The 17,005-nt window shown below is 64.7% G+C and carries 12 protein-coding genes; 3 read left to right on the top strand and 9 right to left on the bottom strand.

Annotation, left to right across the window (positions count from 1 at the left end; translation table 11 throughout):
• Position 1: 1 nt before the first annotated feature.
• Both NAO55_RS06120 and NAO55_RS06115 read right to left on the bottom strand, forming a co-directional pair.
• On the bottom strand, positions 2–1,255 hold the full coding sequence (locus NAO55_RS06120) for a zinc-dependent alcohol dehydrogenase (RefSeq protein WP_102841074.1): 1,254 nt from the start codon (positions 1,253–1,255) through the stop codon (positions 2–4).
• A gap of 248 nt (positions 1,256–1,503) precedes the next feature.
• The gene (locus NAO55_RS06115; protein WP_102841075.1) at positions 1,504–2,418 is read right to left on the bottom strand and encodes a LysR family transcriptional regulator; all 915 of its coding nucleotides are present in this window, start codon (positions 2,416–2,418) and stop codon (positions 1,504–1,506) included.
• A gap of 104 nt (positions 2,419–2,522) precedes the next feature.
• Here NAO55_RS06115 and NAO55_RS06110 point away from each other — a divergent pair, with 104 nt between their 5' ends.
• Entirely contained in the window at positions 2,523–3,350 is an 828-nt protein-coding gene (locus tag NAO55_RS06110) for a DODA-type extradiol aromatic ring-opening family dioxygenase (RefSeq protein ID WP_102841076.1), read from the top strand.
• Between the two features lie 26 nt (positions 3,351–3,376).
• Complete coding sequence (locus NAO55_RS06105; protein ID WP_102841077.1) at positions 3,377–4,216, top strand: DUF2218 domain-containing protein; 840 nt, start codon at positions 3,377–3,379, stop codon at positions 4,214–4,216.
• Between the two features lie 56 nt (positions 4,217–4,272).
• Here NAO55_RS06105 and NAO55_RS06100 read toward each other — a convergent pair whose 3' ends face one another.
• From NAO55_RS06100 to glgA, 7 genes are all read right to left on the bottom strand, one after another.
• Positions 4,273–5,121, bottom strand: a complete 849-nt coding sequence (locus NAO55_RS06100) for a M23 family metallopeptidase (protein WP_102841078.1) — start codon at positions 5,119–5,121, stop codon at positions 4,273–4,275.
• A 274-nt stretch (positions 5,122–5,395) separates the two neighbouring features.
• On the bottom strand, positions 5,396–7,546 hold the full coding sequence (glgX, locus tag NAO55_RS06095; RefSeq protein ID WP_102841079.1) for a glycogen debranching protein GlgX: 2,151 nt from the start codon (positions 7,544–7,546) through the stop codon (positions 5,396–5,398).
• A 96-nt stretch (positions 7,547–7,642) separates the two neighbouring features.
• Positions 7,643–7,984 (bottom strand): DUF2934 domain-containing protein, encoded by a 342-nt coding sequence (locus NAO55_RS06090; protein WP_063542275.1) that lies wholly within the window; start codon positions 7,982–7,984, stop codon positions 7,643–7,645.
• Positions 7,981–10,791 (bottom strand): malto-oligosyltrehalose synthase, encoded by a 2,811-nt coding sequence (locus NAO55_RS06085; RefSeq protein ID WP_102841080.1) that lies wholly within the window; start codon positions 10,789–10,791, stop codon positions 7,981–7,983. The genes NAO55_RS06090 and NAO55_RS06085 overlap by 4 nt, the downstream gene beginning before the upstream one ends.
• Positions 10,788–12,863, bottom strand: a complete 2,076-nt coding sequence (malQ, locus tag NAO55_RS06080) for a 4-alpha-glucanotransferase (RefSeq protein WP_102841081.1) — start codon at positions 12,861–12,863, stop codon at positions 10,788–10,790. The genes NAO55_RS06085 and malQ overlap by 4 nt, the downstream gene beginning before the upstream one ends.
• Positions 12,860–14,635, bottom strand: a complete 1,776-nt coding sequence (gene treZ / locus NAO55_RS06075) for a malto-oligosyltrehalose trehalohydrolase (RefSeq protein WP_102841082.1) — start codon at positions 14,633–14,635, stop codon at positions 12,860–12,862. The genes malQ and treZ overlap by 4 nt, the downstream gene beginning before the upstream one ends.
• A gap of 12 nt (positions 14,636–14,647) precedes the next feature.
• Positions 14,648–16,198, bottom strand: coding sequence for a glycogen synthase GlgA (gene glgA, locus NAO55_RS06070; RefSeq protein ID WP_102841083.1), 1,551 nt, complete (start codon positions 16,196–16,198; stop codon positions 14,648–14,650).
• Positions 16,199–16,496: 298 nt separating this feature from the next.
• Between glgA and NAO55_RS06065 the strand changes: the two genes are divergently transcribed.
• Entirely contained in the window at positions 16,497–17,003 is a 507-nt protein-coding gene (locus tag NAO55_RS06065; RefSeq protein ID WP_102841084.1) for a CinA family protein, read from the top strand.
• Positions 17,004–17,005 lie beyond the last annotated feature (2 nt).

Here is a 17,005-nt window from a genome sequence, read left to right as displayed (position 1 = left end):
GCTACCTGGGATTCTGCACGGTAGTCGGGTCGCTGGCCGGAAAGGTATCGGCCACTGCCTCATCGAGAATCTGCTCCTCGCTGCCCTGTGCATCGCCGCGCTGAGGCTGCAGTTCGACCTTGATCCAGCCATTCTCGCGACGGTCGAAGGCTTCGAAGGCAGCGATCACGTCGGTCATCGGCTTGACCTGGGTAAGGATCTTCGCCGGGTCGATACGCCGCGCCTGAACCATTTCGATTAGCCGCGGGATGTACTTGCGGTGGTGGCAGTTGCCCATGTTGATGGTGATGTTCTTGTTCATCGCCATGCCGATGGGGAAGGTCATCGCATCCGGCGGATAGACCCCGATGATCGACAGGGTCCCGGCCTTGGCCAGGCTCTGCACTGCCCACTCCAACGCCTGGGCGGGTGCGTCGCCGGGTTGCCAGAGCGCGCCGGATGTGGCGCCCTCAGCCGGCTTGCTGCCGCAACAGCCATGCTCCGCATCGACCCCCACGGCATCGATGGCCCGGTCGACGCCAATGCCGCCGGTGAGGCGCTTGATGGCTTCGACCGGATCTTCACGATTGAAGTTGATGGTTTCTGCGCCCTGGCGCTGAGCCATTCGCAGGCGATCGTCGTACTGGTCGATGGCGAACACCCGACCGGCGCCGAGCAGCTTTGCGCTGGCGATGGCGAACTGGCCCACCGGCCCGCAGCCGAACACCGCCACGGTGTCGCCGCTACCGACCTCGGCCATCTCGGCGCCGAAGTAGCCGGTGGGAAAAATGTCGGACAACAGGATCGCCTGGTCATCGCTGATCTCCGGCGGCAGCTTCACCAGGCCGATGTTGGCGAAGGGAATCCGCGCCTTTTCGGCCTGCAACCCATGAAAGGGGCCGGTGGTCTGCGGGCCGCCGTAGAAGGAAGTGCCGGCTTCCTTGCCGTTGGGATTGGCACCGTCGCACTGGGCGAAGTAACCCGCCCGGCAGTAGGAACAGTTGCCGCAGGCAATGGTGGAGGGGATGACCACCCGATCACCGACCTGCAGGTTACGAACGTCGGCACCCAGCTCCTCGACGATGCCGACACCCTCGTGGCCGAGAATGGTGCCGGGCTGCATGCCGCTCACGGTGCCGCGCACGAAATGCAGATCGGTGCCGCAGATGGCCGATGCGGTGATGCGCACGATGGCATCGGTAGGCGCAAGGATGCGCGGTTCGGGTACGTCTTCCAGGCGGATGTCGCCGACGTCGTGATAAACCACAGCTTTCATAGCTACTCCGTATCGCCGGCGCGGTGCGGGGCACGCAGCCGACGGTTGTCGGGCGGAACGGATGAGCGGGCAGCACGGCAGAAGAAGCGAACCGGCGCGATGCTCGAATCTCAGGCTCCGCGGGGTATCAGAAAAATTCGTATGCGCACGGCGCAATGACGCCAGGGCACATCTGTTCCGACTTTCCCCGGCGTTGGCGGTTCATCTTTTCTATCTCTGGCGCCGTTCGGCCGCCGCGCAGGGATGGGCTATTCGCGCGTCCAGGGCTGGCGTTCGCCGATCGCCTCGACGAGATAGTCGATCATGACCCTTACCTTTGCCGGTGGTCGGCGGTCCGGTGGATAGACCACATGGATGCCACCCAGCCCGACACAGGGGTGATCCAGCTCCAGCGCGACCAGCTCGCCGCTACGCAGCGCCGGGGCGACGATGAACTGCGGTTGGTAGACGATGCCCTGGCCACCGATCGCTGCCGCCAACAGTGCTTCGCCGTTGTTGGCGATCAGGTCGCCGGAGACTGCCACGCGCACATCGCCGTTGCGGCCGAACGCCCACAGCGTGCCGCTTGCCAGGCTCGACAGGCTGTAACCGAGGCAATTGTGCTGGGCGAGGTCGGCGACGCTGCGCGGCACGCCCCGTTCGTCGAGGTATCGCGGTGCGGCGCAGATCAACAGCGGACAATCGGCCAGACGCCGAGCCTGTAGCGGGCTGTCCTCCAGCCAACCGATACGGACCGCCAGATCCCAACCCCCGTCGAGCAGATCGATGCGGCTGTCGGTCAGACCCAGCTCGACTTTCACCGCGGGATGGCGGCGGCTGAAGTCCGGAATCAGAGGGGCGATGTAGCGAGTGCCGAATGACAGCGGCACGTTCATCCGCAGCAGCCCGGACGCCTCGACACGCTGCGACGCGACACTGGCTTCGATCTCGTCGATTTCCGGGAGGATGCGTTGGCAGGCCTCCAGATACTGGCCACCTGCTTCGGTGAGGGTCAGACGGCGCGTGCTGCGATGGAACAGCTTTACCCCCAGGCGGCTCTCCAGTGCATCTACATGCTTGGTGGCCATGGCCGGCGACATGCCCAGATGCCGCGCCGCTGCCGAGAGGCTTCCGGCGCTGGCGGCGCGGGCGAACACGCGCATCCCGGTAATGCGATCGAGCATGCGATTCCTCACTATCAGTAAAAAGTGTTGGCAGTATTTGGCCGGTTCTCACACTTCCGAGTGTAAGCCATAATTCCCGCATATTCGTTCCGGGAGGGCTTGCAATGCTCACGTCCGCCACATCGACTGCCGGTCAGACCATGCCGACCCTGTTCGTCCCGCACGGTGCCGGGCCTTGCTTCTTCATGGACTGGAACCCGCCGACCGCGTGGAGTGCCATGGCGGGCTTTCTCAAAGGCATCGCCGCAACCTTGCCGGCCAGGCCGACCGCCATCGTGCTGGTATCCGGCCATTGGCTGCAGCCGAGTTTCAGCGTGACCAGCGCCGCCCGTCCCACGCTGATCTACGACTACCACGGCTTTCCGCCGCACACCTACGAGCTGCGTTATCCGGCGCCGGGCGAACCGGCCCTGGCCGCGCGCATCGCCGGCTTGCTCGACGCCGCCGCGCTGGGTGGGCGTGAGGATGCGCAGCGTGGCTTCGACCATGGCATGTTCATCCCGCTGAAGCTGATGTTTCCGGATGCCGACATCCCGGTGGTGCAGCTCTCGTTGCGTAGCGACCTCGACCCGGGGGCACACATCGAGGCCGGTCGCGCGCTGCAGGCATTGCGCGGCGAGGGTGTGCTGATCGTCGGCAGCGGCATGAGCTTCCACAACATGCGCGGCTACGGCGACCCGCGCTTCGCGGCGATTTCCGATGAGTTCGACCATTGGCTCACCGCTGCGGTCGAACTGCCGCCCGACGAGCGAGCCCGGGCGCTGCAGCGCTGGGAAGACGCACCGGCGGCGCGCCTGTGCCACCCGCCCAGGGCCGAGGAACACCTGATCCCGCTGCTGGTGGCTGCCGGCGCAGCGGGCGATTCGAATGGACGCAAGGTCTTCAGCGACCGCGTCATGCACACCACGCTGTCAGCCTACCGCTTCGGCTGACGCGTCTTTTTCATCGAGGAAACAACATGTACCGATCCCAAAGCCGAATCACAGCGAGCAATCCGTCGCGCCTGATCAAGCGCCTGTGCAATCACTGGCGACACAAGTTTCCCGTGCAGCTGAACGAGCAGGGCGGCGATATCGGACTGCCGCTCGGGCGCTGCAGCCTGCGCGCCAACGAGGGCGTGCTGGACGCAAGATTGGAGTCCACCGATCGGGCACAGCTGCAGCAGTTGCAGAAAGTGGTCGCCGATCACCTGGCGCGCATGGCCGGCGACGAGCCGCTGAACATCGCCTGGCAGACCGAAACCGGTGCCGAGCCAGCCGCACAGCCGGCCGAAAACCGGGCGCTGGACTCCAGAACTCGCTACGGCACCGTTTCGCGGGTATTCCACTGGCTGATGGCGCTGCTGATCGTCTGGCAGTTCCTCAAGCTGGGTGACCGTATCGCAGAGGGGGAGCACTGGGTCGGACAGACACTGGTGCCTTGGCACGTCTCCCTGGGCGCCGTGCTGCTGGTCCTGGTGCTGCTGCGCATTTTCTGGTCGGCCAGCCAGCTGAGCCGCCGGCCACTGCACGATCCAGCCACGGCCTGGTTGGTCAAGGGCGGTCACCTGGCGCTGTATGCGTGCATGATGGCGATGCCGGTTACCGGCGTGCTCTATCTGGTCGGCAATGGCTACGGTCTGAAGGTGTTCGGCCAGCAGCTAGTGGAGAAGGGACCGGAGATCGCCTGGGCGGCCTCGGTCGGTGGCCTGCACTCACCGCTGGCCTGGCTGACCGTACTACTGGTGATCGGGCATATCGGCGCCGCGCTGTATCACCGACTGGTCAAGCGCGACGACATCATGCAGCGCATGCTCTAGCCCAGGGCGTCGCCTCGCGAGCGGACGCAGCACTCAAGAGCTCCGGCAATCGGAACTCATTGATCGCTGAGGGCGAAGTTCGGCAGCGAATCCACCGGCTGGCTGAACCGGAAGGGGATAGACAACATCGAGCCGCCATAAGACTTTTGCACCACGAAATGCAGGTGCGGCCCGGTGCTGCGGCCCGTATTGCCGGACTTGCCGAGTAGCGTGCCGACTTCCACTCGCTGCCCGGGCTTGACCCGCACCGAGCCCCTGCTCAGGTGCAGATAGGCGCTGTGGGTGCCGTCATCATGCTCGACTCGAACATGGTTACCGGCTGGATCGGGCAGGCGCCCGCCCTGGCCGTTGCGAATCTTCACCACGGTGCCGGCGCGAGCGGCAACGATCGGAGTGCCTACCGGCATGGCGATATCTACCGCATAACGTCCGCTCGGCGAGTTGTGGCTGAAGTCGCCGCCAGCGCCCTGGGAGATCCTGAACGGACCGCCGCGCCAGGGCAGGGCATAGGCCGGGCCATCGACGGTGCCAGGCTGATCCGGCTCCGGCGAGAAGAGCAGCGCGTAGCTGAACGAATGCTTGAACATGATCGGCCCGCCGGCCTGGCGCTTGCTCAGCGTGGCGACGCGCACCCGGCTGTTGGCCGGCACCGTCTTGCGAATCACGCCCTTGCCGACGCCGGCCACATTGACCATCCGCGTCAGGCGCAGTGTCACCTCCACCGGTACTTCCAAGGTGTTGCTGACATCCATGGCCTTGCCGCTGCCGGCGCGGTTGATGAACAGCCGCACCGAGCCGGGCTTGTCGGTCGCTTTCGCTTGTTTGCTGGAGGCAAAGGTAGGAGCCAGCGGGGCCAGCCCGATCATGAGCAGAAGGGGATAGATGAGCGGTCGCAGAGAGAGCATGACGTGTGATCCATCACGGAAAAGACAAGACTGCCGGCGACAAGCAGAACGAATCCGTTGGGTGGTTAAGAGGGCCGCGCTGGATTTTGGGACTTGAGTCACATGGCGAGGTTCACTGCCGCATGTCTTTTTTTGCAAAGGAGAGTGGCCTCGACCGCAAGCATGGCGCGTGACGCTTTGCGGTCAGGACCGCCCCCAAAAAACCGACTAACCCTGCTGGTTCAGCGAGTCAGCGTGAGAGAAGCAGGGCGCCCCTGGGCGGGGCGCGCCTCGATCACTCGTCGGCCTTGATCAGCTCGAGCAGCAACAGCGAACGACCCGTCACCGCGTACTCGTCATTGAAGTCGAAGCGTTCCGGCCGCGCGGTCGGGTGGTTGGTGTCGATCAGGCGGTTCCAGTAGATGCCCTGCGGCACTTCCGGCAGCGTGAAATTCACCAGGTCGTGGTGCGCGTTGACGATGAGCAGCAACGTTGCATCCGAACCGGCGCGACGGATGCCGGTAGGCTGGGCTCGGCCGTCGAGCAGCATGCCCATGCAGCGGTTGTGGGCGTCCTCCCACTGCTCGATGGTCATTTCCTCGGCATTCGGCGCGAGCCAGGTGACATCCTTGACCCCCAGCTCCTCGTTGTAGGCGCCAACGAGGAAACGGCCGCGACGCAGCATCGGGAAGCGCTGACGCAGGCGGATCAGCTTGCGGGCAAAGCCGAGCAGGCCGTAGCTATCCTCGCTGATGTCCCAGTTCACCCAGCCGATCTCGCTGTCCTGGCAATAGGCGTTGTTGTTGCCATGCTGGGTCCGAGCGAATTCGTCCCCGGCGACGATCATCGGCGTGCCTTGGGAGAACAGCAGGGTGGCGAGGAAGTTGCGCATCTGCCGGTAACGCAGCTCGTTGATCTCCGGATCGTCGCTGGGGCCTTCGACGCCGTGGTTCCACGAGAGGTTGTTGTCGCTGCCGTCGCGGTTGTCTTCGTCGTTGTCTTCGTTGTGCTTGTGGTTGTAGGACACCAGGTCCTTCAACGTGAAACCGTCATGGGCGGTGACGAAGTTGACCGAGCTGAACGGACGCCGCCCGCGCTGGTTGAACAGGTGGCCGGAGCCGGTCAGGCGGCTGGCGAAATCGGCCAGCTGACCATCGTCACCCTTCCAGAACGCACGCACCGTATCGCGGAACTGGTCGTTCCATTCGGCCCAGCCCGGCGGGAAGCCGCCGACCTGATAGCCACCGGGGCCGCAGTCCCAGGGTTCGGCGATTAGCTTGGTCTTGGCCAGCACCGGGTCCTGGCGACAAGCGACAAGGAAGCCGTGGCGCTCGTCGAAACCATCGTGCTCGCGGCCGAGAATGGTCGCCAGATCGAAGCGGAAACCGTCCACGTGCATCTCGGTGGCCCAGTAGCGCAGCGAATCGGTAACCATCTGCAGCACGCATGGGTGGCTCATGTCCAGCGTGTTGCCGGTGCCGGAATCGTTGATGTAGTAGCGCTTGTCGTCCGGCATCAGACGGTAGTAGGAGGCGTTGTCGATGCCGCGCATGGACAACGTCGGGCCCAGCTCATTGCCTTCGGCCGTGTGGTTGTAGACCACGTCGAGGATCACTTCCAGGTCGGCGTTGTGCAGGTGCGCGACCATCTCCTTGAACTCGCTGATCTTGCCGTTGGCCAGGTACTTCGGATGCGGCGCGAAGAAGGCGATGCTGTTGTAGCCCCAGTAATTGGTCATGCCCTTTTCCAGCAGGTGCTGGTCCTGGACGAAGGCATGGATGGGCAGGAATTCGATGGACGAGACGCCGAGCTTGCGGATGTAGTCGATCACTTCCGGCGTCTTGAAGCCGGCGAAGGTGCCACGCACATCGTCGGCCACAGAAGGGTGGCGCATGGTGTAACCGCGCACATGGGTCTCGTAGATGATCGTCTTGTCCCAGGGCACCTGCACCGGATGGTCGCGGCCCCAGGTGAAGGCCGGGTCGATGATCTTGCACTTGGGCACGAAGGGCGCGCTGTCGCGCTCGTCGAAACTGAGATCACCATCGGGGTGACCGATGGTGTAGCCGAACAGCGCTTCCGACCATTTCAGCTCGCCCACCAATTGCTTGGCGTAGGGGTCGATCAGCAGCTTGTTCGGGTTGAAGCGGTGGCCGTTCTCCGGGTCGTAGGGCCCGTGAACGCGATAGCCGTAGATCTGCCCGGGATGGGCATCTGGCAGGTAACCGTGCCAGATCTCGTCGGTGTATTCCGGCAGTTCGATACGTTCCAGTTCGGTCTCGCCGCTGGAGTCGAACAGGCACAACTCCACCTTGGTGGCATGGGCGGAGAAAATGGCGAAATTGACGCCCAGCCCGTCCCAGGTTGCACCGAGCGGGAAGGGAAGGCCTTCGCGAATTCTGGAAGGGGTCATGACCTGCGGCGCATGGGGCTTTTTCTTACTCATGAAATCTCCAGTGGCATTTCTCGAAGGCAAAAGGGCGACCGTGTCGGCACGGGCGATCATTCGACCGATCCGATGCCGACAAGGTGCAGCCGCCGGTCAGCTCTCCTTCTTGGCCCGCGGAGCGCGTGGTTTGCGGATGGTCTCGGGCGTGCCGGCAGCGGCGTCGGTGTCGGCTTTCGGTGCCGCTCGCGACGCTCGAGGCTTGGCTGCCGGAGCCGCCTTGGCCGCCGATGTGGCCTTGCTTTTCGGCGTGGCATCGGTGGGCTTGGTGGCGGGCTTGCGGGGGCGGCTGGCGGGTTTTGCCTGCGGAGCACCTTTCTCGGCCTCCACCAGCTTGCGCGCCATCTCCCAGTGGCGTTCATCCTCCCCGTGCGGGCAGCCTTCGGACTGCCAGATCTGGTAAGCGAAATCGCGGATTCTCTGCTCGTCTGAACTCATTGTTGGGATTCTCCTGTTGCACTGATGGACGTATACAGGACGGCCACCGAGAGTCCGTCCAGAACACGCGCAGCTTCGAGGCTGGCTTGTTGGGATGTGACTGTCGTTCCGTCGAAAAGTCGTTCGAACTCGCTACCGTCCAGCGCCTCGGGCAATGCGACACGCGTATCCCCCCAGCGCTGCGCCGGAATCCGTGGCTGCTTGCTGTCGCCCAGCAGGCCGGCAGCCAAGCGCGGCACCAGCACCACCAGCCATTGCCCGTCCAGCTCCCGGGCAAAGGCGAGCAAATGCTCGGAATGTGCGCCGCTCACTGAAAGCGGCAGGTAACGGCCCTCCCGGAACAGCCGCGCAAAGCGACGACGCGCCTGCAACGTGCGGCTGATCACCAGCTGCTTTATGCGACCGTCATGCCAGCTCTGCAGCAGCTGGTCCGGTGTCGCGGCCTGCGTGAGGCTGCTGCGGCGGGCCGCGAAGTCCACCGGGCGGCGGTTATCCGGGTCGACCAGACTGAAATCCCAGAATTCGGCACCCTGATAGAGATCCGGCACCCCCGGCGTGGTCATGCGCAGCAGGCTCTGCGCCAGCCCGTTCAAGGCGCCGGCTGGGGCCAACTCGGCTGCAGCTGCGCCAATCTCGCCACGTAGTCCCGCACCTTCGGCGCCGGTGAGCAGGTGCTCCACATACCGACGACAGGCACCTTCGTAATCGCTGTTGGGGTCGGTCCATGTGGTGCGCAACTTGGCCTCGCGCAGGGCTTTCTCCTGCCACCGCAAGATGCGCTCGCAATACTGCTGCATGCCCGTGGCGTCCTCGCCATCCAGGTCCAGCGGCCAGCTGCCGAGCAGCACCTGGAACAACATGAGTTCGTCAGCAGGCAAGGGCGCAGGGCCGTCGGGTTGCTGCTCAACCTTGTCCGCGGCCATGTCACGCCAGCGCCGCACCTTGTCGGCAAACCACTCGGCACGTTCGCTGAGCACGGCGATCCGCGCGCGCGTGTCCTCGCCACGCTTGTGATCGTGGGTCGCGGTGGTCAGCAGGTTGAGCGGGAAATGCTCGGCGCGCTGCAGGCACTCATCGTGGAACGCCTGCAGCGGCGCGCTGAAGTGCTGCGGGTCGAACCCCACATCGTTGCGCGAAAGCAGAATGCCGGAGCGATAGCAGGCGGTGTCTTCGACGGCTTTGGCGGCGGCCGGCGAGGTCAGCTGCTGGAAGCGCGTGCAGGCGTAGCGGCGGATCTTGCGCAATGCTCGTGGCAGCTGGCGCAGGCTTTCACCGCCGAGCCAACGCTGCAGATGCTCCAGCAGCGGCCAGTCAGCTTCGCTCAAGGTGGTCTTCGCGCCTTCCAGCGCCTGCTGGAAGAACGGCTCGTCCGCCTCGCGCCTGCCCGGCGCCGCGATGTAGGTGCGGTAAACCGGAAAGTGGATGATCAGTTCGAGCAGGGCCCGGCGGATCGCGCCCAGGGTGATGTCACGGGTCATCACGTCACCGCGCGCGACCTGCAGCAGTGCCTGGGCCACGGTTTCGAAATCGCCGGCCAGTGGTCCGGTCAGCACCAGCTGACGTGCCTGGCGCGCCTCTTCCATGAAATCCGTGGTGCGTCCGCTGGTCTCGCCCCACAGTGCACAGAGTGGCTGCTCACCCGCCGGGTCATGCTGCAGCAGCGACACCTGGTTCATGAATTCGTAACCGGTGGTGCCATCCACGCCCCAATCGTCATGCAACCGCTCGCCACCGGCGAGGATCTTCTCGACATAGATCGGCACATGGTCCTGCAGCGCTTCGGCGGGACGACCGGCGTTGAGCCGATCGACGCGCCGTCGCAGGCGACGGCAGTAGCCACGCGGGTCGGCGAGGCCGTCGACGTGATCGATACGCAGGCCATCGACGAGACCTTCGCCGATCAGTTCGAAGATCTTGGCGTGGGTCTCCTCGAACACCACCGGCCGTTCGACACGCAGGCCGCCCAGCTCGTTGATGTCGAAGAAGCGTCGCCAGTTGATGTCGTCACCTGCGGTGCGCCAGCTGGCCAGCCGATAGTGCTGGCGCTCGAGTAGGCCGTGCAGGCGGCGGAAGCCGTCCGCCGTGGTCGAGTCGTAACTGTTCAGGGCCTGCTCCAAGGCTTGGCGCGTGCTGGCGTCCTGCAGTTGTTCGGCCAGGTCGGCGCGCAGCAGGCGTGCGGTCTGGTAGGGCGCCGGCTCGGTCTTCAGCGCATCGAAGTGTTGCGCAAGCGTCCGCAGCTGCGGGTGATCGGCGGCGCGAAGTACCTCGCCATAACTTGGCGGGGTGATCGGAAAGCGGTGTTCGTAGTGCTCGGCGTAGAGCGCCCCGTTGTCGATATCCAGGCACAGCTTCACCGTGCCCTGTTGCAGCGCCTCGCCGTAGTCGCTGCCAAGAAAAGGCACGAGGAGCTGGCCTTCGAGCAGCGGATCCGGCGAATTCCATTCGATGTCGAAGAACTGCGCATAGGGGCTGCGGCGGCCCCATTCGAGCACGTCCAGCCACCAGGCGTTACCGGCCCCGCCAACGGCCATGTGGTTGGACACGATGTCCAGGATCAGCCCCATGCCCTTGGCGCGTAACGCCTCGACCAGTCGCTGCAGTGCCGGTTCGCCGCCGAGTTCCGGATTGATGCGGGTCGGGTCGATCACGTCATAGCCATGCATCGAGCCTGGACGGGCGGTGAGCAAGGGCGATGCGTAGATATGGCTGATGCCCAGTTCGGCGAAGTAGTCCACCAGCGCGGTGGCGTCGTCCAGGGTGAAGCCGCGGTGAAACTGAAGTCGCAGCGTAGCGGTGAGATCTTTCATCGATGCGCAGCTCCACGATGGTTGTGGCGGGCCCGCGCGAGACATTCCAGACGCCTGCGACTGGCATCGCCGTCAAGCAACGTCGCGCTGTCGCCAGGGTAGCGACGACGCCAGTTGGGATGGGTTTCGACGATGCCGGGCATGTTGGTCTGTTCCTCCAGGCCGAGGGCATCCTCGACCGGCAGCAGCACCAGCGGTGCCGGGGTATGCCCGAGAAAACAGGCGGCAGCGTCCACGGCCTGCTCGGTGCTCAGCAGCTGATCGGAATGCCTGCCGCTGTCCTCGCAGAGCAGCCGGTTGAGACCGGCACGCTCGTGCTCGCGGGCGCGCCATTGCTGGTCGCGATCGGCTTCCTCTACCTGACCGACCTTGATGCGCCAGTCGATGTCATGGCCGTTCCACCAGCCTGTCAGGGTCGGGATGTCATGGGTGGTGGTGGTAGCCAGGGCCTGGGATGAGTAGTGCCCGGCGCGCTGGAAATGTCCGTCGTGCTGTTCGAACAGCAGCACGCGCATGCCAAGGATGCCGCGTGCGGCCAGCACGTCGCGCAGGCCGGGCGGAATGGTGCCCAGGTCTTCACCCAGAATCACGGCGCGATGGCGCCAGGCTTCCAGGCACAGCAGGCGCAGCATGTCGTCGAATGGGAAGTTCAGATAGACGCCATGTTTCGGATCGGCGCCGGCGGGCATCACCCAGAGGCGCTTGAGTCCGAGCACATGGTCGATCCGCATGCCTCCCGAATGGGCCAGGTTGGCGCGCAGCATCTCGATGTAGGCACGAAATCCGTTCTGCTTCAGCCCCCAGGGCGAGAACGCCGAAATCCCCCAATTCTGCCCATCGCGGTTCATCACATCCGGTGGCGCACCGACGCTCAGTGAGGCCAGCAATTCAGCCTGGCGGCTCCAGGCCTGGCTGCCACCGCCGTCGGCGCCGACGGCAAGGTCGGAGACCAGACCGATGCGCATGCCGGCGCTGCGCGCGGCAACCTGCGCGCGCTCGAGCCCGCGCGCCATCAGCCACTGGCCGAAGGCGTGATAGCTGACCTCGTCGGCATGTTCACGGGCGAACTTCTCGACGGCCGGGCTCGCTGGGTCACGGTAGTCTTCCGGCCAGTTCCGCCAGTGCTGCGGATGGCCCTCGGCGCTGCGCAGATGGGCATGCAGCGCTTCGAATCGACAGTGGTTTTCCAGCGCTTCGCCGCCGTTGCTGCGGAAGCTGTCGAAGTCGAGCTGCTGCGGGTTCTCACCCTGACGGAAATCATCGAACAGCTGCCGCAACAGGCGCTGGCGCGATTGCGCCACGGCCGGCCAATCGATCAGCTCCAGCCGCTCGAGGCGCTCGAGCTCACCGGCGAGTCCACAGGCCTCGATGGCCTGACGCACCGGCAGCTCACCGAGGATGGCGCCGGGCGCGGCATGCAGGACGTTGTAGAACAGCCGGCTGGATGGCGAGTAGGGACTGTATTGATCGATGTGCACGCCGAACATCGCATGTACCGGGCTGATACCCAGCGCATCGGCGCCGTGAGCTGCCGCATTGCGTACCAGTTCTTCCAGGGCCTGGGTGTCGCCCAGGCCTCCATCGCCCGGGCGGCGCAGACTGTAGAGCTGAACGGTCAGGCCCCAAGCGTGGGCGCCGGCGACTTCGGCCACGGTCGGGCATGAGTGAGGCGCAACGGCGAGCGTGACCTGCCTGTCAGCAACCGCCAATTGGTGGTAGCCCGGTGTATCGATAGCCGGCAGCCGTGCCTGATGGTCGAGCTCGCCATGCCGGACCTCGCCGTTCTCCAGCGTCAGCTCGAATCGGCTGGCAGGTTCGAAATACGCCGCGAGTTCCAGCGGATGGTGCTGATCGCAGGTCATGAGAGGCGGTAAGCCACCATGGTTGTTCTGGCGATCCAGCATGGCCAGGCTGGCGTCGACATCCTCAGCGCTGTCCGCGGCCAGCCCCAGACAGGCAAGCACCTCGCGCAGCACGTCCGGGGTAACGCGTTGCTGGCGATTGTCGGCGTCGATCCAGTCGATGGACAGGCCGGCGGCTTCCGCCAGGCGGATCAGTGGTTCGTCGCTCATATGGCTTTCTCCAGATACAGCTTGGCCATACGAGGCGCCAAAAGGCCCTGTGCCGGACTCGCGATGTCCCGGCTGGCGAACAGCAGCTCAGCTTGCGGAGGCGCTGCGGGCAGCGGTACATCGATGTCGCTCAGGTTCAGCTCCAGCCGCAGCCGACTGCCATCACCGAACAGCCAGCGCACCAACACCGAGCCCTCGCCGAGTACCGTCGAATCCAGAAAGCGCACGCCCGGTAGCCGCGGCACGATCTCGGCATGGCGGATCTTCAGCAGCTGGCGGTACAGCGCCAGCCACTGCGCATGGTCGGGTTCCTGTCGGGCAGTGAAGTCCGGTCGCGAATCTTCGAACGTGGAGAGGGCGTTGGGGTCGGGGATTCGCTCGCGGGTCGCTTCGTCGGCGAACTCGGCAAACTCGGCAAACTCGTTACGGCGGCCTTCGCGCACGGCATCGGCCAGTTCGCCGTGGTGGCTGGTAAAGAACAGGAAGGGTTGGCGTGCGCCCCATTCCTCGCCCATGAACAGCAGCGGCACCATGGGCGACAGCAGCAGGACCGCAGTCGCCGCCCTGAGCGCATCGGTATCGGCCAGGCTGACCAGGCGTTCGCCAAAGGCGCGGTTGCCGGTCTGGTCGTGGTTCTGCAGAAACAGCACGAAGGAGGTCGGCGACAGGTGGCCGCTGGGTTCGCCGCGCGCCTCGCCGCGGCGGTTGTTCTGGCCCTGGTAGATGAATCCCTCACCAAGAAAGCGCGCGAGTTTCGCCGTCGCGTTCTGGCAGTAGTCGGCGTAATAGCCCTGCTGCTCGGCGGTTAGCAGGGTGTGCAGCACGTTATGGCCGTCATCGTTCCACTGCGCGGTGAAGCCCTGATCAAGCAGGCTGGCGCGGTTGTCCTCATTCTCCAGCACCAGGTGGACATGGCGACCAGGCTCGACGGTCGTGTGCACACGCTCGGCCAGTTCCAGCAGGAAGCTGCGGTCGGTGATCGCATGCACGGCGTCGAAACGCAGCCCGTCGAAGCGATAGTCCATCAGCCACATCAAGGCGTTGTCGATGAAGAAGTCGCGCACCTCGCGGCGGCGGAAATCGATGGCGTCACCCCAGGGCGTCTGCTGATCGTGGCGAAAGAAATGCTTGGCGTAGTGACCAAGGTAGTTGCCGTCCGGGCCGAAGTGGTTGTAGACCACATCGAGAAACACCATCAGCCCCAGGCCGTGAGCGGTATCTATCAGATGCTTGAGCTCTTCCGGACTGCCGTAGGCAGCTTCCGGCGCGTAGGGCAGCACGCCGTCGTAGCCCCAGTTGCGGTCACCGGGAAACTCGGCGATCGGCATCAGTTCGATGGCCGTGACACCCAGCTCGGCAAGATCGGACAGGTGCTTTTCCATGGCCGCGAAGCCGCCGTAGAGGCCGACATGCATCTCATAGAGCACCGTTTCGTGCCAGGGCCGCCCCTGCCATTCGCCGTTGCGCCACAGATAGCCATTGCCGGTGTCGACCACCAAACTCGGTGACTGAATGTCACCGGCCTGTCCGCGCGAGGCCGGGTCCGGCACCTGGAGTTCATCGTCGATGAGAAAGCGGTAAAGGGTTCCGACGCCGTAAGGCGCATCGATGCTGTACCAGCCATCTTCGGAGGCGGTCATCGGCAGCGTTTGTGCGCCTACGACAATCAGGCTGACGCTTCGCGCGTCGGGCGCCCAGAGGCGGAAGCGGGTGGTCCCGCTATCCAGCAACTCCGGACCGTGATGCGCGATATAGGCACACTGCTTCTGCATTGATCACTCTCTTCAGATGGTTAGACGAACCTCGCGGCGCTCCGTGAGCAGCTGCCGGTAGAGCAGGTCATATGGCTCGATCGCATGACGCCAGAAGAAGCCGGCGGACATCGCCCGGCAGCGCATCGCGCCGAGCAGTTGCGGACGCTGATGGCAGGCCAGCGCCCGCTGGACCGCTTGGCGATAGCTCTCGGCGCTTGGTTCGTCGAACAGGAAGCCGGTGATGCCATCCTCGATGGAATCGGCCAGGCCGCCGGTGCGGCGAGCGATCGGCAGCGACGCATAACGTTGTGCGTACATCTGGCTCAGGCCGCACGGCTCGTAGCGCGACGGCATCAACAGGAAATCGCTGCCGGCGAACAGCCGACGGGCGTCGGTCTCGTTGAAGCCGACGTGCGCTGCGACCTGTCCGGGATACTGCTCGGCCAGCTGACGGACCTGCGCTTCGATCTGGCTCTCGCCCTGGCCGAGAATGGCCAGCTGACCGCCGCCTTCGACGATGGCATGGGCCACATCGAGGGTCAGGTCCACGCCTTTCTGATGCACCAGGCGCGAGACCACGGCGAACAGCGGAGCGTCGCGCATCTCCAGCCCGAACGCGTCCCGCACATAGGCGGCATTGGCCTGCTTGCCGGCCCAGTCACGGGCACTGAAGCCGCTGACGAGGTAAGGGTCGCTCTCCGGCTCCCAGCTTTCGTCGATGCCGTTGAGCAAGCCGCTGAGCAGGCCCTGGCGGGCCTTCATGCTGAGGAACCCTTCCATACCGCAGCCGAACTCCGGCGTGGTGATCTCCCTGGCGTAGGTCGAGCTCACGGTGGTGACGCGATTGGCATAGGCGATGCCGGCCTTAAGCAGCGACAGCTTGCCGTAGAACTCCATGCGCTCCGGGTCGCAGGCCTCGCCGGGAATGCCCAGCAGACGCCGCTGGGACATGTCGATATTGCCCTGATAGGCGAGGTTGTGGATGGTGAACACGCTGGGCGTCGACAGTCCGCGCCAGTGCATGTACGCCGGTGCCAGACCTGCCGGCCAGTCATGGGCGTGGACCAGCTCTGGCGCCCAGCTGATGCAGGCGGTGCCGGCGGCGATCTCGGCAGCGGCCAGGCCGAGGCGGGCGAAGCGGACCGGGTTGTCCAGCCAGTCGTTGCCGTGTCCGTCGACGTAGGGTGAACCATCGCGCTCGTAGAGTTCAGGGCTGATCAGCACGTAGATGATCAGGCCATCCGGCATGTCGATGCGGCCGATGCGGCAGCCGGGTACCTCGGCGTATCCGCTCAGCGAGCCGACAATGCGGATAGGGTGGCCGCTGTTGATCACTTGCGAATAACCGGGAATCAGCACACGCACATCGTGGCGTGCGCCAAGTGCTCGGGGCAGGGCGGCGGACACGTCGGCGAGCCCGCCGGTCTTGACCAGGTCGGTCAGCTCGGAGGTCACGAACAGGATTTTGCGTTTGTCATCGTGGCTACTGCGAATCTGCAGAGCAGGGCGAGTAACCGGGGGCACAGCGGGTTGGGCCTTCGGTAGTCCGAGAGGCCGGGCGTTCACAGCGGCAATACTCATCACGATCTCCCCAGAGCCCCGGCGTTCCAGGTGCCGGTGCCAGCTACGAGCATATTTCTCCCATGCAACGATCTGATGACCGCCACATACCATGAACACGACCAGGCAAAAACGATTGTTAGGAGCTGCCGCGAGGGCAGGTAGAGCTGCGCCGGCCCTACCAAAATCCAGACCCGATGTCGCGGTAGAAGTTCTTAAAAAACTAGAACAGACGACCGCGGTCGGAACTCGCGCCAGGCCAACCCGCTCCGAATTCAGAACACGAACCTGAAGGCCCATTTGTGGCGGAGCAAAAAACATGCAAGAGATCGAACGAGTCGTGGCATTCCTGCAGCGCGAGGAACTCAAGCTGACCACCGCGGAATCCTGTACCTGCGGTTTGATGGCCTCGCTGCTGGGAGACATCCCGGGTTGCGGCCAGGTGCTCGACAGCGGCTTCGTGGTCTATTCGCCGAAGGCGAAGAACCGTCTGCTGCGGGTTGAGTTCGAGACCATGGAGAGCTTTGGCCTCACCAGCGAAGAGGTCGCGCGGGAGATGGCGGTCGGCGCCCTGAACGCGAGCGGCGCAACCCTGGCGGTCGCCAATACCGGCGTTGCCGACGACGATCAGGAAGACGCCGGAGGCACCCAGTGCTATGCGTATGCACTGATGCGGGGCGAACGGCAGGTGGTAGTGAGCGAAACGGTGCAGTTCGACGGTGACCGGGTGGAGATCCGCAAGCAGGCTGCACGACACGGGCTCACCCAGCTGCCGGGCATGTACGCGCGCCTGCTGAAGAAGCTCGATGGGGAAAGCGGAGCGTAGCG

The sequence above is a fragment of the Stutzerimonas frequens genome (genome assembly GCF_024448335.1).
GTDB lineage: Bacteria > Pseudomonadota > Gammaproteobacteria > Pseudomonadales > Pseudomonadaceae > Stutzerimonas > Stutzerimonas frequens.
The sequence above is the reverse complement of the archived record's forward strand: the minus strand, read 5'-3'. Positions and strand labels throughout refer to the sequence as shown.

Coding starts and splice junctions, on each gene's coding strand:
- NAO55_RS06120 (WP_102841074.1), bottom strand. CDS start 1,255: ATGAAAGCTGTGGTTTATCACGACGTCGGCGACATCCGCCTGGAAGAC.
- NAO55_RS06115 (WP_102841075.1), bottom strand. CDS start 2,418: ATGCTCGATCGCATTACCGGGATGCGCGTGTTCGCCCGCGCCGCCAGC.
- NAO55_RS06110 (WP_102841076.1), top strand. CDS start 2,523: ATGCTCACGTCCGCCACATCGACTGCCGGTCAGACCATGCCGACCCTG.
- NAO55_RS06105 (WP_102841077.1), top strand. CDS start 3,377: ATGTACCGATCCCAAAGCCGAATCACAGCGAGCAATCCGTCGCGCCTG.
- NAO55_RS06100 (WP_102841078.1), bottom strand. CDS start 5,121: ATGCTCTCTCTGCGACCGCTCATCTATCCCCTTCTGCTCATGATCGGG.
- glgX (WP_102841079.1), bottom strand. CDS start 7,546: ATGAGTAAGAAAAAGCCCCATGCGCCGCAGGTCATGACCCCTTCCAGA.
- NAO55_RS06090 (WP_063542275.1), bottom strand. CDS start 7,984: ATGAGTTCAGACGAGCAGAGAATCCGCGATTTCGCTTACCAGATCTGG.
- NAO55_RS06085 (WP_102841080.1), bottom strand. CDS start 10,791: ATGAAAGATCTCACCGCTACGCTGCGACTTCAGTTTCACCGCGGCTTC.
- malQ (WP_102841081.1), bottom strand. CDS start 12,863: ATGAGCGACGAACCACTGATCCGCCTGGCGGAAGCCGCCGGCCTGTCC.
- treZ (WP_102841082.1), bottom strand. CDS start 14,635: ATGCAGAAGCAGTGTGCCTATATCGCGCATCACGGTCCGGAGTTGCTG.
- glgA (WP_102841083.1), bottom strand. CDS start 16,198: ATGAGTATTGCCGCTGTGAACGCCCGGCCTCTCGGACTACCGAAGGCC.
- NAO55_RS06065 (WP_102841084.1), top strand. CDS start 16,497: ATGCAAGAGATCGAACGAGTCGTGGCATTCCTGCAGCGCGAGGAACTC.